The following is a 22,924-nucleotide window of genomic DNA, read 5'->3' on the forward strand; positions in this document are numbered from 1 at the left end:
CGTTCCCACCCAAAAAAACCGCGGGCTCAGCAGATTGATATAAAAAATGAGAACACCTATCATTGCGCTTTACAGCGCCCCTGATTGGCGTTCTCTCAATAACAATCTGCTTTTCGGATAGCTCATGACTCGCCTTGCTCCCCTAAGCGTCGCCTTCTTGAGCGGCGCTTTTCCCTTGATGACGTTTGCCCAGGCCCAACCGACCACCGGGGACGAAGCTGCCGCTCAGGACACCATGGTCGTCGTGGGGTCGCGTACCCCCACCCAGATCAGCCAGATTCCCGGCGCGGTGCACGTGGTCGAAGGCGCCGAGCTTACCCAACAGATCAACGCCGGCGGCGATTTGAAAACCGCGTTGGGCCGGCTGGTGCCTGGGCTCGATTTTGGCCCCCAGGGGCGCACCAATGCGGGGCAAAACATGCGCGGGCGTAGCGTTCAGGTGCTCATCGACGGCGTTTCACTGAACAATTCCCGCGGCCTGTCGCGCCAGTTCGACGCCATCGACCCGTTCAACATCGAGCGCGTCGAAGTGCTGTCGGGCACCACCAGCCTTTACGGCGGCGGCGCCACGGGGGGCTTGATCAATATCATCACCAGGCAGGGCGAATCCGGGCGTCCGCACTTCGAGACTCAGGCGAGCCTTACCACCGGCTTCAACACCGACCATGATCTGGACCGGCGGCTTTCCCAGTCCGCCAGCGGCGGCAGCGATACCGTATACGGGCGTATCGGTGTGTCGCTCAATGAGAATGGCCGCCAGTATGATGCCGGTGGCAACGAGATCTTTCCCGATATCGCCCAGAGCGACTTACAAGGCAACCGTAGCCTGGACATACTCGGCAACCTGAGCGTCGAGCTCGACGCGAACCAGACGCTTCAACTGACCGGGCAGCTGTATGACTCCGGCAAGGCAAACGAGCGCGGCGTTTTCTATCCCAACCTGGCCGCGCCTGCGCCGAACCTGAACAACGCCGATATCCGCGACGGCTTTACCGCCGACCGCGAGCCGCGCACCGACCGCAAGATGATCAGCGCCAGCTACCACCACGCCGACTTGCTGAACCAGGATTTCTACCTGCAGGCGTTTCACCGGGAGGAGGAATCGAGCTTTCACCCCTTCCCCTATCGCGCCCAGGGCGGCGGCTACTACTTTGCCGCCTCCCAGCAGAACACCACGCTAAGCGGATTGAAGGGGCTGTTCTCGGCGGATCTGACCGACAGCTTCAACCTGAGCTACGGCGCGGATATCGACCGGGAGTCGTTCGATGCCTCGCAAATGCGCTTTGATCGCGCCGCCAGCGACGCCACGGGCGGGCTCGTGCAGCGCCGTGACAGCGTTACCCCGCGCTACCCGAGCTTCGAGGTCGACACGCTGGCGCTGTTTACCCAGGGCGAGTGGTGGGCCACGGACCAACTCCAGCTCAGCGGCGGCGTTCGCCACCAGCGCATGGACGTGGACATCGACGACTTCAACGGCGTGTCCGGCGGCTCGAGCGACTACGACGTGACGCTGTTCAATTCAAGCGCCTTGTACGATTTCGACAATGGCCATCAAAGCTGGCTGGGCTATTCCGAGGGCTTCGAGCTGCCCGACCCGTCCAAGTATTACGGCCGCGCCGGCCAGACCGTGGCGGACAACCCGCTCGACGGCATCAAGACCCGCCAGGTCGAACTCGGCTGGCGCTACCAGGGCGGCGACTGGTTGGCCCAGGCAGCGGTTTACTACGCCTGGTCGGATACCGCGATCGAGCTGGACGAGGATCTCAACATCGCTCAGGTCGACGACGACCGCCGCGACTACGGACTGGAGGCGTCACTCACGCGCTACATCGGCAACCACTGGGAAGTGGGCACGACGCTCCACGCGCTGGTCTCCGAGCAGAAGGTGGACGGTGACTGGCAGGATCGCGGCATTACCGTGTCGCCCTACCCCTCCCAGGACAGCCTGACCGCCCACGTGGGCTGGCAGGATCAAACGCGTACGGTTCGCCTTCAGGGCAGCCACGCCCGCGAGTACGAGGACGCCGCCGGCGAACGCATCGATGGCTTCACCACCTTCGATCTGATCGGAAGCCAAAAGACCGATTTCGGCACGCTGAGCCTGGGCGTCAGTAACCTGACCGACAAGCAGTACTCCACTCCCTGGGGGCAGCGCGCCGTGGGCTTCTATTCGCCTACCTATGGCCCAGAGTATCTTTACGACTACCAGGCCCGCGGGCGCACCTTTACGCTCGGCTGGTCGCTCGAGTACTAGCGCGCATCAAAAAGCGCCACGGTTTTCGGAGGTGATCGCATGCCACGCGCCGCCTTGAACGCCATTACGCCGCACACCCTGGCGCAGTGGGGCCAGCGGTTCGGCATTCGTTATCGCATCGATGACGCCCCGGGGGCCGCTGCCCCGGGAGCCGCCGCCCCGGTGGCCAGAGGCGAGGTGCACGACGTGCGCCTGTTCGATTCGCTGCACCTGACGCTGTCCGATCTCGAGGTCGAGCGTGGCTACACCTCCTCCTCGATGCAGGGCGTGCCCTGGTTCGTCAGCGTGGTGCTGGAAGGCGAGGTATCGCCGACGCTGGGCCAGCAAACGCTGACCCTGGGCGCTGGCGACGGGTTTTGCGCCCACTTCGACGCCGCCCAGCCGCTCATCGTCCATCAACCCCGCCAGCGCCGTTTGAAAACGGTGAATCTCGCGGTGCTGGCGACCGCGCCGTTCGCGCTGCCGGCGCCGATGTCCAAAAGCGCGCTCCACCGCTGGTCGCTGCCGCCATCGCTTTACCGCACGCTGGTACAGGCGGCCTGCGAGCCCGCAAGCGCCTGGCGCCAGCGGCTCGTTTGGCAGGGGCTGGCGCTGCAGCTTTTGGGCAACGCTCTTCCCGAATCCGATGAAACCGCCACGCCTCGGCTATCCAGGCGCGACCGCGACTGCCTGAGTGCGCTTCATGAGCGCATCCGCCGCGACCCGGGCGCCGAGTATTGCCTATCGGCGCTGGCCCGCGACGCCGCCATGAGTACCAGCAGCCTGCGTCAAAAATTCCGTCAGCTTTACGGCGACACCCTCTTTACGCACGTTCGCCGCTGCCGGCTCGATCAGGCACGGCGCTATCTCGAGCAGGGCGTTAGCGTTCAGCAAACGGCCCACGCCTGCGGCTTCAAGCACGCGACCAACTTCGCGACCGCCTTCAAGCGCGCCTTCGGCGTTACGCCCCACGACGTCCGTTCGCCTCGATAGCCGCTCAAAGCGCCGCGCCTGAGCGTTCACGATCTTCCGCATATTTGTCATCGGGCATAGCCCTTCTAGCGAGCGGCATACCTTTTCTGCCCCATAAAAGGTAATAATTCTCATTACCTAAAATTTTCGCGTTCGATTCCAGGACCTATCATGCTGCCGACCCGCACGTTCACCCTCGCTCCTGTCGCTGCCGCTTTGATGCTGGCCTCATTTCAGGCCAGCGCCCAGACCACGGCCACCCGGCTCGACACCGTGACGGTCACCGCCCAGCAGGCCGCCACCAAGGTCGCCACCCCCTTTCTGGAAACCCCGCAGAGCGTTTCGACCATCACCGACGAACAGATGGAGCGCCGCGGCGTAACGACCGTTCAGCGCGCCGCCGACTACACCCCCGGCGTGTACACCAACCAGGTCGGCGCCTCCAACCGTTTCGACTACCTGGTGCTGCGCGGCTTCTCCGACGGCAGTCTGAGCAATACGTTTCTCGACGGCCTGAAGCTGATGGGCGACGCCAACTCGCATAGCTCCATGCGCGTCGATCCCTGGTTTTTGGAAAGCATCGAGGTGGTGCGCGGCCCGGCATCCGTGCTTTACGGGCGCGCCTCCCCCGGCGGGGTGGTCGCGCTCAACAGCAAACGCCCCGAGTTCGACCAAAGCGGCGAGCTGCGCTTTCGCTTGGGCAATAATCAGCAGCGCAGCGCCGCGTTCGACCTGACCGGGCCGCTGGGCGACGAGCAGCGCGTGGCGTTTCGCCTGACCGGTATCGCCAGCGCCTCCGACACCCAGTTCGACCCCGCCAAGGAGGCGCGCTACGCTATCGCCCCACGTTTGACCTGGGACATGACCGACGCCACCAGCCTGACGCTCGAAGCCTACCTGCAGGACGAGCCCGAAGGCGGCTACCACTCCGGCGTGCCGTTCGAGGGCTCGGTGGTGCCCCACAACGGGCGCAGGATCAGCAACACCTTCTTCGACGGCGAAGAGGCCTTCGATACCTATGAGCGCACCCAGCGGATGGTCGGCTACACCCTGGAGCACCGTTTCAACGAGGACGTCACCGGGCGCCAGCTGTTGCGCTACCTGAATTCCGACGTGGTGCTCAACCAGGTCTACGGCTTCGGCTGGAGCGCGCCGGATTCCAATGAGCTGACCCGCTACTACTCGGGCAGCGACGAGTCGCTCACCGCCTGGACGGTGGACAACCAGCTGGAAGCGGCGCTCGATACCGGCGCCGTGGCCCACCAGTTTCTGTTCGGCGTGGACTACCAGCACCGTGAAAACGAAGTCTCCTGGCCCTCCGGCGCCTTTCCGCCGCTCGATGCGTTTGATCCGGTCTACGGCGTCAACCTGGATGAGGCGGTGTTCTACGACCCGACGCGCGAGCATCACGAGATCGAACAGACCGGTGCCTACCTGCAGGATCAGGTCAGCGTCGAGAACTGGCGCTTTACCCTCGGCGGGCGCTACGATTGGGTGAACATCGACAACGTCAACCGCGACTCACAGGATGCAAGCTCACTCAGCGACACCCAGTTCAGCGGTCGCGCCGGAGCGGTGTATCTGTTCGACAACGGCGTAGCGCCCTACGTGAGCTATTCCACTGCCTTCACGCCGACCAGTTTCGTCGACGAGCGCGGCGACCTGCTCGCCCCCATGGAGGGCGAGCAGTGGGAGGCCGGCGTCAAGGTCACGCCCGAGGGTAGCCAAAGCCAGTTCAGCGCCGCTGTTTTCCACATCAGCCAGGAGAACGTGGCCACCAAGGAGCAGCCGACCGACCCCTACCGGGCCGTCGGCGAGATCGAATCTCAGGGTCTGGAGCTCGAAGCGCAGACTCGGCTCACCGACACGCTGTCGCTACAGGCGGGCTACAGCTTCACCGATATTACCTACGCCAAAAGCGATGACGGCAACGAAGGCAACAACGCCATCTATGCGCCGCGCCACCAGCTTCAGGCCTGGGGACACTACGCGCCGGTGGATGGCGGGCTCAGCGGTGTCGACATGGGCCTGGGCATTCGCCACTACGCCGACATTGCCGCTGACCGTGCCAACACAGAGAAGGTGCCCGACTACACCCTGGTCGACGCCACGGTAGGCTACGACTGGAGCCAGCAGGGTTTTGAAGGCGTCGAAACCCGCCTCAACGTCAACAACGTGCTGGACAAGGAGTACGTCGCGACCTGCAACTCGCTGGACTACTGCTACTTCGGCGCCGAGCGCAGCGTGACCGCCAGCGTCCACTACCGCTTCTGATCAAGCGCCACGCGCAGCGCCCGGGCCATCGCGCTCGGGCGTTCATCGTTTCGGATTTGCAAACAATAAATATTATCGTTTAAATACCGGCTGACTTCTCGAGTGATGCCCTGCATGCGCCTTTCTCCTCTTATTGCCCGCGGCCTGCTGCTGGCCGCCAGCCTTCTGCCGGCCGGTGCCCAAGCGCAGTGGGCGACGCTTGATTGGACCATCGCCGAGACGCTGCTGGCCATCGACGCGCCGATCGAAGGCGTGGCGCAAATTCCCGCCTACCATGACTGGGTCGGCGAGCCGCGCCTTCCGGATTCGGTGGTTGATCTGGGCCTGCGCCAGCAGCCCAACTTCGAGCTGATGGCCCAAAACCCGCCGGAAGGCTTTCTGATTTCGCCGATGTTCGAAGGGCTCACGCCGAAGCTATCGCGCCTTGCGCCGGTAAGCTCGTTTGCGCTCTACACGCCAGGCGAAGAGACCTGGCCGGAGCTGCTGAGCTTCACCCGCCAGCTCGGCGAAAAGACCCACCGCGAGGCCCAGGCCGAAGCGCTGATCATCGAGACCGACTCACTGATGGAGCGCCTGAGCGAACAGACGCGCGCCACATCGCCGCTTTTGATGATTCAGTTCATGGATGCGCGCCACGTGCGCGTGTTTGGCGACAATAGCCTCTACAACGCTGTGCTCTCGCGGCTGGGCATCGATAACGCCTGGCAGGAAGCCACCAACGCCTGGGGCTTTGCGCTGACCGGCGTCGAGACGCTGGCACACTATCCCGACGCTACCCTGGTCATCGTCGACCCCGTGCCCACCGGCGTCGAGGAAGAGCTCGCGCGCAGCGGGCTGTGGCAGCGCCTGCCCGCCATCGAAGAGCACCGCGTGATTCGTCTGGCGCCGGTCTGGAGCTTCGGCGCACTGCCCTCCGCTCAGCGCTTTGCCCGCGAGCTGACCCGGGCACTGAACGATGCACCGCCACCTGTTGATTCCTGAACCCCGTTGACCGGGCGCATTGCCCAACGTCGAGCAAATGTGCCAGGTTTAATTGGCAAAAGAAAAATTAGACCGCCAACAGGGGAACGGTGATGACACTTGCCATCGTGAACACGCGTGCCGGCGTAGGGCTCGACGCTCCGGCAGTGCAGGTCGAGGTGCATCTGGCCAACGGCCTGCCGGGATTGACGCTGGTCGGCCTGCCGGAAGCCGCCGTGAAGGAGAGCCGCGAGCGGGTGCGCAGTGCGCTGGTCAACGCAGGCTTTGACTTTCCCAACACCCGGCGCATCACCCTGAACCTGGCCCCGGCGGATCTGCCCAAGGAGGGTGGGCGTTTCGATCTGCCCATTGCGCTGGGCATTCTCGCCGCCTCCGGCCAGCTGCCGGTGGAGGCGCTTGAAGGCATCGAGTGCGCGGGCGAGCTGGCCCTCGACGGCAAGCTGCGTCCGGTGCCCGGCATGCTGCCGTTTGCGCTGGCCACCAAAAGCGCCGGGCGCAGGCTGATGGTGCCCAGGGCTTGCGCGGACGAAGCCGCGCTTGCGGGTAACGGTCTGGAAGTCCTGCCGGCCGAATCACTCTGGGACGTCGTGGCCCACCTTCTGGATCAGACCCGCATCGCGCCCCACGTGCTGCCCGCCCCACCGAAAGCGCAGACCCCCGCGCCAGACCTTGCCGATGTACGCGGCCAGCACCAGGCGCGCCGGGCGCTGGAAGTGGCCGCCGCCGGTGGGCATAACCTCTTGCTGGCCGGCCCGCCGGGCACCGGTAAGACCATGCTGGCCAGCCGACTGCCCGGCATTCTGCCGCCGCTTAACGAGGACGACGCGCTGCAGGTCGCCGCGGTGCGCTCGGTGTGCGGGCTGGCGCTCGAGGCGGACTGGGGCCAGCGCCCGTTTCGACAACCGCACCACAGCGCCAGCGCCGCCGCGCTCGTTGGCGGCGGCTCGAAACCCAAGCCTGGCGAAATTTCCTTGGCGCACATGGGCGTACTGTTTCTCGACGAGCTGCCGGAGTTTTCCAGAAGCGTTTTGGAAGTCTTACGCCAGCCTTTGGAAACCGGCGAAATCCACCTGTCGCGCGCCAGCCACGAGCGCCGCTACCCTGCCCGTTTTCAGCTCGTCGCCGCCATGAACCCCTGCCCCTGCGGTCACCTGGGCGACCCGCGAAGCCGCTGCCAGTGTACGGCCAGCCAGATCCAGCGCTATCAGGCGCGGCTCTCCGGCCCGCTTTTGGATCGTATCGACCTTCAGGTGGAAGTCCCGGCGCTGCCGCCGGAGCAGCTCACCGCCCAGACCCAGGGCGAATCGTCCGACGCGGTACGCGAGCGCGTGATGGCCGCCCGAGCGCGCCAGATGGAGCGCGGCGCGCTCAACAGCCAGCTAAGCGGCAAGGCGCTGGAAGCCGCCTGCGACTTGAACGACGAGGAGCGCACCTGGCTTGCCGAGGTGCTGGAAAAGCTCAAGCTCTCGGCGCGGGCGTATCACCGCGTGTTGCGGGTGGCGCTGACGCTTTCTGATCTACAGGGCGAACCCAAGCCGGGGCAGCCGCACCTGATCGAGGCCATTGGTTACCGGCAGCTGGATCGCCTGCTGGGAAAAGGCTGAGCCACGCCTCCTGATGCCGACCACGAGAGCAGGCTCGAGGCACCTTCGTCAGCCAGCGGTATTGTCGCGGCGCCAACAACGCCCATGATCACATTCCTGGGCACGATCGCGACCCCGATCCTGGCCACAGTGAAGCCAGTCATCGCCGCGCTATCAGGAACACCGAGCGCGCCGGCCAGCAAGACCCCGGCGCGCTCGGCCAGTTCTTCGATCTGGCGGCATAAAGAACCACCTTTATTCATCCATGTTTTACTTAAGTAATTTAAGCCAAAGTTGTAATCCTGGATTCATAGCATAACCGCAACACTGTGGGCCACACGGTAGAGACAGGAGGGTCAGCGCCGGTGCCCTCCCTGCTTTACCGACCAAAGTGAAACAGCCCTGGATACCGCAGGTGCTGCGCTTATTGCTTGAATTCAGGAGTTCAGGATTTAAACACTTGTTATCAACATTTCAGAATACGTAAATGGCTTTTGCCATAATGGTTGTACCATCGAAGTTATCTGTTTGCCCGTTACTATCCAGGTAAGGCGTATTATCGCTTCTGCCGCGGCGGAAAGAGGAGTTTGGCCCGCCCTTGAGACTGAGCTCAAGCCCAGGAACCGCAGTAGGGGTATAGAAAATCGCTCCACCAACTTCATATTCGTATAAATCCTGCCCCGCATATTCGAAATTGAAACCATAACGAGAGATAAATCCCAGTCTTACTTCTGGACTGTACCGGTGTAGGTAACTCAGTGCTATAACGTTTTCTTGATCATTATAAAAGTCTTTAGACAAGCCATTAGCGATGTTGCTATCTTCGCCATATGAATTATTTGAAAGATTGTTTTCAAATCGACCCAAGCTACCCTCTCTTTCTGCTGACACATAAGCATAACCTAGAGACAAAATGCCCGAGGACAAGAAGAAGTCGGCCTTTATTTCTGCAATATAAGCATCGTCATCAAAGAACCGATTTTGATCAGGCAGCGATCTATAGTTGGATAATGCATCTACATAAATAAGTTTGGCGGAGAACTTTCTATTTTCTTGAACATTACTATAACTAAAGGACTGGCTTCGTAAGTAGTCCTGACCTTCGCCGATATAGTAATGAAAAGAGTGACCATCTGTGTTATAATCAGCTGCCAAGGTATAAATAAAATCAACATCTTCATTATCTTTTGTCAGCAGACTTTCTCTACCAGAGACATTGGGGGCAGAGTAATCTGTTAAATAGCCCGCTTTAAAATTCCAATTTTCTGATTCCACTTCTGTTGTAATACCATAATAAGCGCTGGAAGTAACACTACCGTCGCGTGACACGGCACCAAAATCTTCTAGTACACGTAGCCCTTCATAGAAATAGACATTAGTACCGTTATCCGTTGAAAACGTCTGTTTTAGAAATGCCTCTGAGACCTTATCAAAGCCTTGAGCACTTCGCTGGCCATCATCGCCCACTTCAGACTGTAAAATACTTTTTGCAAAAAACGTCTCACCATAATCAATCGGCTCAACGGCAAGTAACCCAAAGTTAAAGCCATAGTGATCGTCTACGTAGACCGAATCAAAATCATACGAAGCTGACTGCACCCAGTTCAATATATCTGAGTTTCCAGCCCTATCGTAGCGACCGCTTTGGACATTGTCATAAAAGTTAATAAGACCAAGCGTATGATCACTTTCTTTTACGAAGTCGATGAAATTGGCGCTCGCGTAATTGATAGGCGATAAAATGCATAGTGTGATGACGATTTTTTTCATACGTTTCTCTTTTATATTTATTTATTAGAAAAAACAGTCACATTAAAGTCGCTATACAGCACTCAACCGATAGCTTCTGTTTGTGATTTCATGAATATTCTTGTAGGAACTTTTTACTTAGCTTTATAACTTATTAATCAGCATGAGTAGCACTCAAGAATTGAGCCGGTTTGTCGACGTTTTGTGGACGGTACTAAAAGTTGATATACCATGTTGGCTCCAAATTATTTTTTAGTGGTGCAATTGATTCAATAGCTGTTCATAAACTTGACGGTTAAGCAAGCCAGCGCATTTGATAAAAATCATGTTAGAGAAAAAAATATATTCTTTAAATGAATAATATTTCTATCAAGTATTTACGATATCGATTTGACCGTTGTGATAAATACAAGGCAGATTAGAAAAGCAAGAAAGGTTTGATTCGCCGAGGGCTGAAGCAGCCGGCGCTCGCCGGCCTGATCCGCTGGCTTTATCATAGCGCCAGCGCCGCGGCACTCGTGGGCGGCGGCTCGAAACCCAAGCCCGGCGAGATTTCGCTGGCCCACATGGGCGTGCTGTTTCTCGACGAGCTGCCGGAGTTTTCCAGAAGCGTGCTGGAGGTCCTTCGCCAGCCGCTGGAAACCGGCGAAATCCATCTGTCGCGGGCGACCCACGAGCGCCGCTACCCGGCGCGTTTTCAGCTCGTCGCCGCCATGAACCCTTGCCCCTGCGGCCACCTGGGCGACCCGCGAAGCCGCTGCCAGTGCACGGCCAGCCAGATCCAGCGCTATCAGGCGCGGCTCTCTGGCCCGCTACTGGACCGTATCGACCTTCAGGTGGAAGTCCCCGCCCTGCCGCCGGAGCAGCTCACCGCCCAGACGCAGGGCGAATCGTCCGACGCGGTACGCGAGCGCGTGATGGCTGCCCGAGCGCGCCAGATGGAGCGCGGTGCGCTCAACAGCCAGCTAAGTGGCAAGGCGCTGGAAGCCGCCTGTGACTTGAACGACGAGGAGCGCACCTGGCTTGCCGAGGTGCTGGAAAACTCAAGCTCTCGGCGCAGGCGTATCACCGCGTGTTGCGGGTGGCGCTGACGCTTTCTGATCTACAGGGCGAACCCAAGCCGGGGCAGACGCACCTGATCGAGGCCATTGGCTATCGGCAGCTGAATCGTCTGCTGGGAAAAGGCTGAGCAGTGCCTTACCCCTGATAACGTCCACTCATCACCCACGCCGTCCAGGAGCCGTCGAACAGCGAAAGGTGCTCAAAGCCGGCAAGCTCGGCGGCCACCCACAGGATGCAGGCGGTAATGCCCGAGCCGCAGCTAAACGCCACGTGATCCGCCGGCGATAACCCCCTGTCACGCAATAGTCGCGCAATCTCCTCAGCGCTTTTGAAGTAGCCGTTTTCCAGCACGTCACCAAACGGCAGATTGCAGGCGCCGGGCACATGCCCGCCTGGAAACTCCGGGCGCGGCTCCGGCGCCTGTCCGGAAAAGCGCCCGGCGCTTCTGGCATCCACCAGCGTGAAGCGCGGTGCGGCGATGTTGGCCTGAACGTCATCCACGCTGACCACGCTCGGGTTGGCCTTGAGTACCGGGGGCGTCGCAAGCGGTGTTGGCTCGCTATAGCCCTGCTGCACCGGAAGCGACTGCGCAAGCCACCCCGGCAGGCCACCGTCGAGCAGCCGGACGTTGGTAAAGCCCGCCTGGGTCAGCAGCCAGTAGGCGCGCGGGGCGGAGAAAACGCCGCGGTTGTCGAAGACGACGATCTCGTCATCGATCGAGAGACCCAACTGCCCGCACGCCTGTTGCAAGGCGTCCAGCGCCGGCAGCGTGTGGGGAAAGGGCGCACTCTGATCAGAAAAGACCCGCTCGATATCGAATTCGAGCGCACCCGGCAGCGTGCGACCATCCTCCGGTACAAAGGATGCGATGGGGCTGTTGGGCAGCGAGGCGTCCAGCACCCTGGGCGGATTGACGCGCTTTAAACGCTCGTTAAGATCAAGTGCGGAAATGAGGATATCAGACATGGGATGAAACTCCTGGTAGTCCGGGAATGGTGGCATTCTCATGACGTCACCCCGGGCTTTTAAGCGCGATGCACACTCAGCCTGCCAGCAGACGCAGCCCCATCCAAAGCCCCATACCGATCATCACCAGATTCTCGGTCAGCGACACGAAACCCAGCGGCACGTTCTTGCCGCCGCCCACGCAGGCGCACTTGAGCTCGCGTTTATCGATATAAACTGCCTTGAACACCGAGACCGCGCCCACGCCGCCGGCGAGCAGCGCCAGCGGTGCAGCGAGCCAGATCAAGGCGCCTGCCAACATCAAAAGCCCGGCCAGGGTTTCGATGAAGGGGTAGGCATAGGCGTAGGGCACGTAGCGCTGGGCGAGCAAGTCGTAGTTGATGAACATGGTGCTAAAGCTTTGTACGTCCTGAAGCTTTTGCAGGCCCAGCAGCACCATGGCGGTGGCGATGGCGTACTCCGGCATACGAGGCGCCGTAAGCGAACCTGTGGCGGCCCAGCTCACCGCCAGGCCGATCAACAGCGCCACGGCAAAAATCGCCAGTACCGGGCGGTAGGTCGTGGCGTTGGGGTCGCGCACGCGAAGACCAAGGTGCTTGCGCACCTCCTCATAGCCGCCGATGCGCTCATCCCCAATATAGGTCTGGGGCGTGGTCTTGACGTTTTCTCGCGCCTTGAAGGCATCGATCTCCTCGCGGGAGGTCAGCCAGTGGTCCTCCACCTCGAATCCCTTGCGCTTCAAAAGATCCACCGTTTTCACGCCGAAGGGGCAGCGGTGTTTGGTCATGTTCATGCGATAGACCCGGGCGGTACCGCGTGTGGTCGTTGCCATCATTCACCTCGCTGAAACTATTGAGCGTGCTATTTACTAGTGTAGACGTTAGGGCGCCCCATGGCTTTTCAAGCCGCTAACAGCGGGCGCGTTTTCGCGTCAAACCGTAGCCCAGCAGCCCCACCACCGGCCCCGGTACCAACAGCCAGGCCGCGTCCAGCTGGACACGTTCGAACAGCGCGGTGACGAGGCCGATGGAGACCACGGTGATGGCAAAACCGATGGCGTTCAAAATGGCAAGTGATGCTCCGACGATCGCCGGCGGGCAGGCCTTTGCCGCCAGCGCCGAGAACTGCGGCGAGTCCGCCACCACCGCCGCGCCCCAGACGAGCAGCAACAGGCCAAGCCCCACCGGCGACAGCGTGCGCCAGAAAAGCGCAAACAGCACGGCGCAGAGGCACGAGAGCGTCAGCATGGATAACGCCACGGCGGCGCTGCCAAATCGGCGCGACAGCGCCCCGCCGACAAGGCACCCCAGCGCCCCGACGCCGATCACGCCAAAGGCCATGCCCGATACGCCAATACCGAACGCGTCACTGGCCAGCACCGAGTTCGCCACCAGCAGCGGCACCACCGTCCAGAAAGCGTAAAGCTCCCACATGTGGCCGAAATACCCCCAGGCCGCCGCGCGAAAACCGGGCGCCTTGAACGCCTCGCTGACTTGCAGCGGCGAGCTCGAACCCGTTTGGCGCGCCGGCAGATGCGCGCCGTCACCCAGCATGAAAATCAGCCCCGCGCCCGCCAGCGCCAGCACGGATGACGCGCTGATCACGACCTGCCAGGGAAGATCGGCGCCCAGCTCTTTGAGCCCGTGGGGCAAGGCGGTGCCGAGGGTCAGCATCGCCACCAGTTGGGCCAGCGCCTGGCCGGTGCGTTCCGGGGCCCAGCTGACCACCAGCTTCATGCCCACCGGATAGATACCGGCCAGGCTGAGCCCAACCAGAAAGCGCCAGAGAAGCGCCTCGGTCAAGCCTTGAGCGCTCCAGGCGAATAGCGCGTTGCAAAGCGCCCCCAGCAGAGCGCTTGTCACGAACAGGTGGCTTGCGCGAAAGCGGTCGGCAAGCCCGGTCAATGCCAGCGTGAGCGTGCCGAGAATGAAGCCGCTCTGCACCGCACCGGTCAGCCAGCCGATTTCGGCGGCGCTGACGCTCCAGACGCGGGTCAGTTCTTCAAACGCGCTGTTGGCGCTGAACCAGAGCGAGGTGCCCAGCAGCTGCGCCAGCGCGATGACGGCGACCGGCCGGCGGGCCAGCACGCTCGGCGTATGCGAAAAGGGTCTTTGTGCCACTCGTCACCTCTCGACGCGTTGGTGGATGAAGGGTCGGCCGTGAAAAGCCAGGCGCGGCGCTGCTGCTTACAGCCCGGTCGAGTGCGTCAGCGCGCGGGACGCCGCGGCGGTATCGTCGACGCCGCCGTCAGGCCCGGCCTCCACGTCATCGAGAAACGCTTCGAGCCGCTCGAACAGTGCCTGGCGAATGGCTATGGACTCGTTCACCAGATGGTGTTTCGCCTCGGGGTGGCGAAACACCGACGCCTGCGGCAGCTTCTCGGCCAGGATGGCGAGGTTTCGCTCCCAGTCCACCGTGGTGTCCTGCTCGCCCTGCAGAATCAGCGTCGGCAACGCGAGGGGCTCGAAAGCCAGCACCCTGGGAATCCAGCGGCGCATGGCGGACACCCAGACCACGCTCAGGCGCTCGGGCTGCAGCGGGTCGTGCTCGCGCAAAAAGGTGGTGAAGGCTTCGTCAGTGGAGTTTGGCCGGTACTTGCGCGGCAGCTCCTTGACGAAGGGGCTGGCAATGAGGTGCACCCAGCTGGCCTGGCCCCAGCGCCAGGGGCGCACCAGCGGCGCCAGCAGTACGATGGCCGCCCAGTGTGCCGCCTCACGGTGTTCCAGCGCGTCGGTCGCCAGAATCGCCGCGCCGGTGCTCTGGCCGATGCCGATCCACGGCGCCGGGGCCAAATCCGCCGCCTCCAGGGTGTGTTTGACGTGGCTGAAACAGTGCTGGTAGTCCTCGAACTCGTCGATCTCTGCTCGCGGGCCGCTGGAAAGCCCGTGGCCGGGCAGATCCCATAGCACCACCAGCCAGCCGTTCTCCAGCAGGCTTTCGAGCAGATGACGATAAAGCCCGAGATGATCGAAATAGCCGTGCACCACGAAGACCGTGCCCCGGGGCGCCATGGGGCTCCACACCTGACACCAGAGATTGAAGCGGCCGGTATCGATGAACCCGGCGTAGACCGACGGCGTACTTTCGAAAAGCTCGCTGAGCCGGTAGTGATGAAAATAGTCCTGGACCGCGCGGGTCAGCGGTGAGCCGGGGGCCAAATAGTGAAGCGCCGGGGCGCTGGGTGCCTGGCGAAACACCGCTGACAGATGATCGAACTCATGCATGGCGTCTCTCCCTGAGCGATCATGATGCCGCCATGACCGTTGCGCGCTTTATTATCATTTAGTCGAGCATGACTGCGCTTTCGCGTCTACGCTGTTTACAGGCCAAAGCGTTTATGGAACTATTTTCCATAAATAACTGTCTTGAGATCATTACCCTGACATTATCGTTCTGGAACTATTGCGTTCTTGAATTATTGTCCTGACATCATATCGATACTGGCCGTGGCCATCTTTCATCCCCACGGGCACTTTCAGAGGAGAGACCCATGAGCGAGCGTATTACGCGTCACCGCCTACAGGTGGCGGCTGAACTGGACCGCTTCATCACCGAACAGGCGCTACCGGGGACCGGTGTCGATGAAGACGCTTTCTGGTCCGGCGTCGATGCCCTGTTTCATGATCTTACCCCGAAAAACCAGCGCCTGCTGGAAGAGCGTGAAACGCTACAAAAAGCGCTCGACGGCTGGCACAAGGAGCACCCGGGTGCGGTGACCGACATGGCTGCCTACCAGCGCTTCCTAAAAGAGCAGGGCTACCTGGTCGACGCGCCGTCGACGGTCAACGTTACAACGGCCAACGTCGACCGTGAAGTCGCCGTTCAGGCGGGGCCCCAACTGGTGGTGCCGGTCAGCAACGCCCGCTACGCGCTCAACGCCGCCAACGCCCGCTGGGGCAGCCTTTATGACGCGCTCTACGGCACCGACGTCATCTCCGAAGAAGGCGGCGCCGAGAAAGGCACGAGCTTCAACCCCAAACGCGGCGAGAAAGTCGTGGCCTACGCCCGCGGCGTGCTGGACCGCGCAGCGCCCCTGGCCACCGGCTCCCATGCCGATGCGCAGAGCTATACGCTGCGCGACGGCCACCTGGTGGTGCGCCTGGCCGGCGGCCGTGAAACCGGCCTGCAAGATCCGGGCAAACTGATCGGCTTTGACGGCGACGAAAGCGCGCCGAGCTCGATTCTGCTCTCGAACAACGACTTGCACCTCGAAATCCAGATCGACGCCAACGATGCCATCGGCAAGACGGACCCGGCGGGCGTGAAGGACGTGGTCGTCGAGGCGGCGCTGACCACCATCATGGACTGCGAAGACTCCGTGGCCGCGGTGGACGCCGAGGACAAGGTCGGCGTCTACGGCAACTGGCTGGGCCTGATGCGCGGCGATCTGGAGGAGAAGATCGAGAAAGGCGGCAAGACCACTACGCGCAAACTCAACGTCGACCGTACCTGGAAAACCACCGAGGGCGGCAACGTGACCGTGCCCGGCCGTTCGCTGATGTTCGTGCGTAACGTGGGCCATTTGATGACCACGCCGGCGATTCTCGACGAGAACGGCAATGAATTGCCGGAAGGCATTCTCGACGCCGTGATGACCTCGCTGATCGCGCTGTATGACTTGAAAAAGGACGCCGACCAGCCGCGCAACTCGCGCGCCGGCTCCGTTTACATCGTCAAGCCGAAGATGCACGGCCCGAAAGAGGTGGCGTTTGCCAACGAACTCTTCTCGCGCGTGGAAGACATCCTCGGCATGAGCCGCGACACCCTGAAAATGGGCATCATGGACGAAGAGCGACGCACGACGGTCAACCTGAAAGCGTGCATCAATGAGGCGACCTCGCGCGTGGTGTTCATCAATACCGGCTTCCTCGACCGCACCGGCGACGAAATGCACACCGCCATGGAAGCGGGTCCGATGGTACGCAAGGGCGACATGAAAGCCGCCAAGTGGATCACCGCGTACGAGAAGAACAACGTACAGGTGGGCCTGGCGTGCGGCCTGCGCGGCCGCGCCCAGATCGGCAAGGGTATGTGGGCCATGCCGGATCTGATGCACGCCATGCTCGAGCAAAAAATCGGCCATCCGAAAGCCGGTGCCAACACCGCCTGGGTGCCCTCGCCCACTGCGGCCACGCTGCACGCGCTGCACTACCACCAGGTGAAGGTCGCCGACGTTCAGCGCGAGATGCAAAGCGCCGGCGAAGCCGATCTGCTGGATGATCTGCTCACCGTGCCGGTCGCCGAGAACGCCCACTGGTCCGATGAGGAGATCCAGCAGGAGCTCGACAACAACTGCCAGGGCATCCTCGGTTACGTGGTGCGCTGGGTCGAACACGGCGTAGGCTGCTCCAAGGTGCCGGACATTCACGACGTCGGCCTGATGGAAGACCGCGCGACGCTGCGCATCTCCAGCCAGCATATCGCCAACTGGCTGCACCACGGCATCGTCGACGAAGCCCGGGTGAAAGAGACGCTGGAGCGCATGGCGAAGGTGGTCGACGAGCAAAACGCCGGTGACGCGAACTACACCGCCATGAGCGCCAATTTCGAGGATTCCAGCGCCTTCAAGGCAGCCTCTGATCTGATCTTCAAGGGTCGCGAGCAGCCGTCGGGCTACACCGAGCCGCTTTTGCACGAGTGGCGCCAGGTGCATAAAGCGAAGTAAATCGCGCCTTCAATGGAACGAGCGATGAGAGCCCCGGGCAAGTGCCCGGGGCTTTTTTGTGGCATCGTTGCACCCATCCTTCACCGAACACGGAGACAACAACAATGACCGCCATGACCGTCGACGAGATCGAGCAGTTTCTGGACGAGGTATTTCCCCAGCGCATGGGCCGGGTGGAGAGCGTCGGCGAGATGCGCGCGACGATGCGCCTGACGATTGGCCACGAGCATCTGCGCCCCGGCCCGCGGGTGAGCGGGCCGACGATAATGGGCTTTGCCGACGTGGCGCTGTACGTGGCGATCCTGGGCCAGATCGGCCCGGAGCCGATGGCGGTGACCAGCGACCTGAACTGCCACTTTCTGCGCGCTGCCTCCGGCGAGCACGACATCATTGCCCACGCCCGGCTGATCAAGCTCGGCCGGCGCATGGGCGTAGGGGAAGTGCAGGTATTTTCAGCCAGCGACGACGCGCGCCCGGTGGCGCACGTCGTCGCAAGCTATGCCCTGCCGATCAAGGATTAGATCGCGGGCAGCCGGTCGAGCATGCGATCCAGCGTCAGCGGGTAGTCGCGCAGGCGGATGCCGGTGGCGTTGTACATGGCGTTCGCCACCGCCGCCGCGCCGCCGCAGATGCCGAGCTCGCCTACCCCCTTGGCCTTGAGCGGCGTCGCGGCGCCGTCCAGCGTATCGAGGAAGATCACCTCCTGCTCCGGGATATCCGCGTGCACCGCAATCTCGTAGCCCGCCAGATCGTGGTTGGTGAAAAAGCCTCGCGTCGTGTCGATATTGAGGCTTTCCGACAGCGCGGCCCCAATCGACATGGTCATGCCGCCGAGCACCTGACTGCGCGCGGTGGTCGGGTTGAGAATGCGCCCGGCGTCACAGACCGAGAGCATGCGGCGAAGGCGCGTTTCGCCGGTGTAGACATGCACCGCCACCTCGACGAAGTGCGCGCCGAAGGTGCCCAGCTCCATCTCATCCTGGAAGTCGCCGAAGTGCAGCGTGTCCTCGCCGATGAGCTCTTCGCCTTCGATCTCGAAAAGCCCAACGTCCTGGTCGCCTGCCAGCACGCGCCCGTTCTCGAAGCGCGGTGACTCGACGTTCAAGCGCTTGCCGATCTCTTTTTGCAGCGCCAAACACGCCGCGTAGACGCCCGCCGTCGAGCTTGCCGCGCCGAACTGGCCGCCGGAGCCGGACGACACCGGGTAAGCGCTGTTACCCAGGCGGACGTCTACTTCGTCCATCGTGACGCCCATGGTTTCCGCCACGGTTTGGGCGAGAATGGTGTAGGAGCCGGTGCCGATATCGGTCATGTCGGTCTCGACGACCAGCTTGCCCTCGCTCACGCGCACCCGGGCGCCGGAGTCCATGGTGATCGCGCCGCGGTAGGCGCCGGCCACGCCCTGGCCGATCAGCCACTGCCCTTCGCGCTTGCTTCCCGGCGTCTTGCTGCGCTCGCCCCAGCCGAACACTTCGGCGCCTTTTTGCAGGCACTCGACGAAGTGGCGGTCGCTATAGCGCTTGTGCGGCTCTTCCGGGTTGACCTGGGTGTCGTTGAGGATGCGAAACTCGACCGGGTCCATGCCGAGCTTCTCGGCCATCTCGTCCATGGCAATTTCCAGTACTGCCAGCCCCGAGGCCTCACCGGGCGCGCGCATGTCGGCGGATTCCGGCAGGTTCATGTCGATGGCGTGGTGCGCGGTGCGGCGGCTTTCGCCAGCGTAGAAGCAGCGCGTCTGGTTCACCGCGTCCTCGCCGGCGCCGCCCGGCAGGGTGTGGGAGATCGCCGAGTGATCGAAGGCGGTAATGTGGCCGTCCTTGTTCGCGGCGATGCGCAGGCGCTGGACGGTGCCGGAGCGGTGGGTGGCGTTGTTGAAAATGAACGGGCGCGGCAACGCGACCTTCACCGGGCGTTTGGTCTCACGGGAGGCGAGCGCGGCCAGCACCGCGTCGGCGCGCACCCAAAGCTTGCCGCCGAAGCCGCCGCCGACAAACGGGCTCTCCAGGCGGATGGTGTCGGCGTCGATGCCGAAAATCTTCGAAAGCCCCTGGCGGGACCACTCGATCATCTGGTTCGAGGTCCAGAGCGTCAGGTGCTTGCCCTCAGACCAGTCGGCGATGGTCGCGTGAGGCTCCATCATCGCGTGGCTTTGAGAAGCGGTGTGGTAGGTCTCATCCATCGTGACCTCGGCGCGCTCGAACGCGGCGTCCACGTCACCCACTTCTGAAATCACGTCGCGATCCTGAAGCCGCTTCCAGGCATCGTCCAGATCGAAGGTGCCCGGGGTCTGTTCGTACTCCACCTCGATGAGCGACGTCGCCGCGCGGGCCTGCTCAAGGGTATCGGCGACCACCACGGCGATCGCCTGGTGGTAGTGCTCGACGATATCGCCGCCAAAAAGCTTGGCGTCGTTGCTGGCCGGGCGGGGCAGCTCGTCGATGTCGAGCGCGGTGATTACCGCCGCCACGCCGTCGGCGTTGCGCGCCGCCGTGGCGTCCATGCGGGTAATGCGCCCCTTGGCGATGCTCGCGCCCAGCGGATAGCCCACCAGGTGATTCTCTACCACGTCGTTGCGCTCGTAGGCGTAGGGCGCGGTGCCGGTGACCTTCAGCGCGCCGTCGATGCGGGCGTGGGGCTTGCCGATGATGCGCGCACGGTCGAACAGGTTCTCGTCGACTGACTGGTTAAAATCCATACATCACTCCTTGGCCAGCAGAGCCGCCAGCGTGCGTTCGGCAAGCGTCAATTTGTAGGCGTTGTCTTCGGTTGGGCGGGCACCTTCCAGCAGCTTCTCCATGACGGCTTTGGCGCCGTTGGCAAGCTCGGCATCGGCGTTCTCGCGCCGCCAGGGTTTGGGCGCCACCCCACCCAGCGCCACGCGCCCTTCGCCGTTTTCCTGCTCGATCAGCGCCACCGACACCAGCGCAAAGGCATAAGACGCGCGGTCGCGCACCTTGAAGTAGCGCTGCTTGCCGCCGACTGGGGCGGGCAGCACCACGCCGGTGATGATCTCGCCGGGCGTGAGCGCGTTTTCCACCTCCGGCGTGTCGCCGGGAAGCTGATAGAACTCGTCGAGACTCAGCCGCCGAGTCTGGCCCTCGGGGTCGATGGTTTCCACCTCGGCATCGAGCACACGAAGCGCCACCGCCATATCCGAGGGGTGCGTAGCGATGCAGGATTCCGAGGTGCCGATGATGCCGAGCTGGCGGGTGTCGGCGCCCTCGTCGAGGGCGGCGCAGCCGGCGCCCGGCTCGCGCTTGTTGCAGGGCATTTTTGGGTCGAAAAAGTACGGGCAGCGAGTACGCTGCAGAAGGTTGCCGCCGGTCGAGGCCTTGTTACGCAGCTGGCTGGAGGCGCCGGCGAAGAGCGCGCGGCTGAGCACCGGATAGTCGCGCTTGATGCGCTCGTCTGCCCCGAGCGCGGTGTTGCTGACCATCGCGCCGATCTTGAGCCCGCCGTCGTCGGTGGCGGTGATGGCATCGAGTCCCGCGTGGGTGATATCGATCAGGTGCGGCGGCACTTCGATTTCGTGCTTCATCAGATCCAGCAGGTTGGTGCCGCCGGCGATGAATTTGCTGCCCGGCACCTCGAAGGCGCGCGCCGCCGCCTGGGCGGCATCGTCGATGCGCTCAAAGGAAAAGGCTTTCATGCGCGCTCCTTGGCAACCTGTTGAATGGCCTTGAGAATGTTGGCGTAGGCGCCGCAGCGGCAAAGATTGCCGGACATGCGCTCGCGAATCTCCTCGTCGGTGATCTCGACGGGTCCCGTCAGGTCATCGGTGACGTGGCTCGGGATACCCGCGCGAATTTCCTCGAGCGTCGCTTTCGCCGAGCAGATCTGGCCCGGCGTGCAGTAGCCACACTGGAAGGCGTCGTTATCGATGAACGCCTGCTGCATCGGGTCCAGATGCTCGACGTCGCCGACGCCTTCGATGGTGGTGATCTCGTCACCTTCGTGCATGACGGCCAGTGTCAGGCAGGCGTTCACCCGCTCGCCGTTGATGTTCACCGTACACGCGCCGCACTGGCCGTGATCGCAGCCTTTTTTGGAGCCGGTGAGATTCAAATGCTCGCGCAGGGCGTCCAGCAGCGTGGTGCGATTATCAAGCGTTAGCTCGTGGCGCTGGCCGTTGATGGTCAAAGCAACGTTTGAGCGCGTTTGAGCGCTCGCGCGTGGCTTCTCGAACGTCGTCGTAGAGGTCATTTTTCATTGCCTTTAATTATGTTCCGATGCCGGGTCACGGTCATGACCGGTTAAGCATAGTCACAATCGGCGCGCTCGGCCCAACGCATCCGATAACCCACATCAAGGATCGTTGACTGGTCTACGCTACACTAACGACTCCCACCCGCGCGGCCCGGCGCCGCTTCACGAGGAACGCATCCTTTCATGCAACATCTGGATCTGAAGGTCATCGAGCAAGCGCTTGCGTGGTGCGATGAAGGCGAGACGATATGGCTCTGCACGGTGCTCGACACCTTCGGCTCCTCCCCCCGGGCGCCGGGGTCCTGGCTTTGTGCGAACGGGCGCGGCGAGCACGCAGGCTCGCTCTCCGGCGGCTGCGTGGAGGAGGATTTTCTCGAACGCCTGGGCCGCGGCGCTTTTGATGCCCCGATCACCCTGACCCGCTACGGCGACGGCGAAAACGCCGTGCCCAACGTGGCGCTGCCCTGCGGCGGGGCGCTGGACGTGCTCATCGAGCGCTTGGCGCCGACGCCGGACACCCGCGCACACCTGGTCAGGCTCCGGGAGGCGCTCCAGGGCCACGAGCCGCTAATTCGCCGGGTCGATACTCAACGCGGTGAGCACGCGTTTCACCCGGCCCCGCCGGTCGGGCCGCGGGTCGAGATCAAGGGCGACGTCATCGAGCTTCGCGTCTCACCGGCGCACCGGCTAGTGATCGCGGGTATCTCGCCGATCACGGCGCCCTGCGCGTCCTTTGCCGTCACGCTGGGTTTCGAGGTGATCGTCTGCGACCCGAATGAGGCCGCCTGCCAAGCGTTCAACGTGCCCGGCGCCGAGGTCAGAACCACCCTGCCCTCGACCTATATCTCGAGCCAGACCTGCCACGGCGCTACCGCGGTGGTGGCACTCACCCACGACCCGCGCATCGACGACCTGGCGATGATGGAAGCGGTGCGCACCCAGGCGTTTTATATCGGCGTGATGGGCTCACAGCGCACCTCCAACGCCCGCGCCGAGCGTTTGGCGCGCTCCGGCGGTTTGAGCGACGCGCAGATCGCCCGTATCCACATGCCCATTGGGCTAGCACTTGGCAGCAAGACGCCTGCCGAGATCGCGCTGGCGGTGATGGCGGATATCGTGCGCGTGCAGCATGGGAAAACGATGGATGCGCTTTGAGCCAGCGGGGTCATACAGCGGCGGTGAGAAAACCCGGCACAGGAGAGTGCCGGGATATGTAACATGCGTAGCGTCAGA

17 protein-coding genes and 1 pseudogene are annotated in these 22,924 nt (G+C 62.5%); 9 read left to right on the forward strand and 9 right to left on the reverse strand.

The features are described from left to right. Positions 1-124: 124 nt before the first annotated feature. From OCT39_RS16275 to OCT39_RS16285, 3 genes are all read left to right on the forward strand, one after another. A complete protein-coding gene (locus OCT39_RS16275; RefSeq protein WP_263585480.1) occupies positions 125-2,254 on the forward strand; it encodes a TonB-dependent receptor in 2,130 nt (709 codons plus the stop codon). Positions 2,255-2,293: 39 nt separating this feature from the next. Then, positions 2,294-3,226: an AraC family transcriptional regulator gene (locus OCT39_RS16280; protein WP_263585481.1), complete on the forward strand. Its 933-nt coding sequence runs from the start codon at positions 2,294-2,296 to the stop codon at positions 3,224-3,226. Between the two features lie 150 nt (positions 3,227-3,376). Then, a complete protein-coding gene (locus OCT39_RS16285; protein ID WP_263585482.1) occupies positions 3,377-5,479 on the forward strand; it encodes a TonB-dependent siderophore receptor in 2,103 nt (700 codons plus the stop codon). On the opposite strand, the gene OCT39_RS16290 is transcribed toward OCT39_RS16285, so the two are convergent. Then, on the reverse strand, positions 5,467-5,595 hold the full coding sequence (locus OCT39_RS16290; RefSeq protein WP_263585483.1) for a hypothetical protein: 129 nt from the start codon (positions 5,593-5,595) through the stop codon (positions 5,467-5,469). The genes OCT39_RS16285 and OCT39_RS16290 overlap by 13 nt on opposite strands. Between OCT39_RS16290 and OCT39_RS16295 the strand changes: the two genes are divergently transcribed. Continuing rightward, positions 5,594-6,460 (forward strand): ABC transporter substrate-binding protein, encoded by an 867-nt coding sequence (locus tag OCT39_RS16295; RefSeq protein WP_263585484.1) that lies wholly within the window; start codon positions 5,594-5,596, stop codon positions 6,458-6,460. The genes OCT39_RS16290 and OCT39_RS16295 overlap by 2 nt on opposite strands. Positions 6,461-6,552: 92 nt before the next feature. Next, positions 6,553-8,064 carry a YifB family Mg chelatase-like AAA ATPase gene (locus OCT39_RS16300; RefSeq protein WP_263585485.1) on the forward strand — a complete coding sequence of 504 codons (1,512 nt, stop codon included), beginning with the start codon at positions 6,553-6,555 and terminating at the stop codon, positions 8,062-8,064. A 453-nt stretch (positions 8,065-8,517) separates the two neighbouring features. Here OCT39_RS16300 and OCT39_RS16305 read toward each other — a convergent pair whose 3' ends face one another. Continuing rightward, a complete protein-coding gene (locus OCT39_RS16305; RefSeq protein ID WP_263585486.1) occupies positions 8,518-9,813 on the reverse strand; it encodes a hypothetical protein in 1,296 nt (431 codons plus the stop codon). A gap of 497 nt (positions 9,814-10,310) precedes the next feature. On the opposite strand from OCT39_RS16305, the pseudogene OCT39_RS16310 reads away from it, so the two are divergent. Beyond that, positions 10,311-10,981, forward strand: a pseudogene (locus OCT39_RS16310) (ATP-binding protein). A gap of 8 nt (positions 10,982-10,989) precedes the next feature. On the opposite strand, the gene OCT39_RS16315 reads toward OCT39_RS16310, so the two are convergent. From OCT39_RS16315 to OCT39_RS16330, 4 genes are all read right to left on the reverse strand, one after another. After that, positions 10,990-11,820, reverse strand: coding sequence for a sulfurtransferase (locus tag OCT39_RS16315; RefSeq protein ID WP_263585487.1), 831 nt, complete (start codon positions 11,818-11,820; stop codon positions 10,990-10,992). 76 nt (positions 11,821-11,896) lie between these two features. After that, the gene (locus OCT39_RS16320; protein ID WP_263585488.1) at positions 11,897-12,652 is read right to left on the reverse strand and encodes a glutaredoxin family protein; all 756 of its coding nucleotides are present in this window, start codon (positions 12,650-12,652) and stop codon (positions 11,897-11,899) included. Between the two features lie 76 nt (positions 12,653-12,728). Next, on the reverse strand, positions 12,729-13,940 hold the full coding sequence (locus tag OCT39_RS16325; protein WP_263585489.1) for an MFS transporter: 1,212 nt from the start codon (positions 13,938-13,940) through the stop codon (positions 12,729-12,731). A gap of 66 nt (positions 13,941-14,006) precedes the next feature. Further along, complete coding sequence (locus tag OCT39_RS16330) at positions 14,007-15,044, reverse strand: alpha/beta hydrolase (RefSeq protein WP_263585490.1); 1,038 nt, start codon at positions 15,042-15,044, stop codon at positions 14,007-14,009. A 266-nt stretch (positions 15,045-15,310) separates the two neighbouring features. Here OCT39_RS16330 and OCT39_RS16335 point away from each other — a divergent pair, with 266 nt between their 5' ends. After that, positions 15,311-17,485, forward strand: coding sequence for a malate synthase G (locus OCT39_RS16335; protein WP_263585491.1), 2,175 nt, complete (start codon positions 15,311-15,313; stop codon positions 17,483-17,485). 104 nt (positions 17,486-17,589) lie between these two features. Next, on the forward strand, positions 17,590-18,006 hold the full coding sequence (locus OCT39_RS16340) for a PaaI family thioesterase (RefSeq protein ID WP_263585492.1): 417 nt from the start codon (positions 17,590-17,592) through the stop codon (positions 18,004-18,006). On the opposite strand, the gene paoC is transcribed toward OCT39_RS16340, so the two are convergent. Genes paoC through OCT39_RS16355 form a run of 3 tightly spaced genes read right to left on the reverse strand, consistent with a single transcriptional unit; the run spans position 18,003 to position 21,688 of the window. Next, complete coding sequence (gene paoC / locus OCT39_RS16345; protein WP_263585493.1) at positions 18,003-20,180, reverse strand: aldehyde oxidoreductase molybdenum-binding subunit PaoC; 2,178 nt, start codon at positions 20,178-20,180, stop codon at positions 18,003-18,005. The genes OCT39_RS16340 and paoC overlap by 4 nt on opposite strands. Before the next feature lie 3 nt (positions 20,181-20,183). After that, the gene (locus tag OCT39_RS16350) at positions 20,184-21,134 is read right to left on the reverse strand and encodes an FAD binding domain-containing protein (protein ID WP_263585494.1); all 951 of its coding nucleotides are present in this window, start codon (positions 21,132-21,134) and stop codon (positions 20,184-20,186) included. Next, complete coding sequence (locus OCT39_RS16355) at positions 21,131-21,688, reverse strand: 2Fe-2S iron-sulfur cluster-binding protein (RefSeq protein ID WP_263585495.1); 558 nt, start codon at positions 21,686-21,688, stop codon at positions 21,131-21,133. Before OCT39_RS16355 ends, OCT39_RS16350 begins: the two co-directional genes overlap by 4 nt. 186 nt (positions 21,689-21,874) lie before the next feature. Here OCT39_RS16355 and OCT39_RS16360 point away from each other — a divergent pair, with 186 nt between their 5' ends. Beyond that, positions 21,875-22,846, forward strand: coding sequence for an XdhC family protein (locus tag OCT39_RS16360; protein ID WP_263585496.1), 972 nt, complete (start codon positions 21,875-21,877; stop codon positions 22,844-22,846). Positions 22,847-22,924 lie beyond the last annotated feature (78 nt).

Origin of the sequence: Halomonas sp. GD1P12, assembly GCF_025725645.1 — a bacterium.
In the GTDB taxonomy this organism is placed as follows: Bacteria; Pseudomonadota; Gammaproteobacteria; order Pseudomonadales; family Halomonadaceae; genus Vreelandella.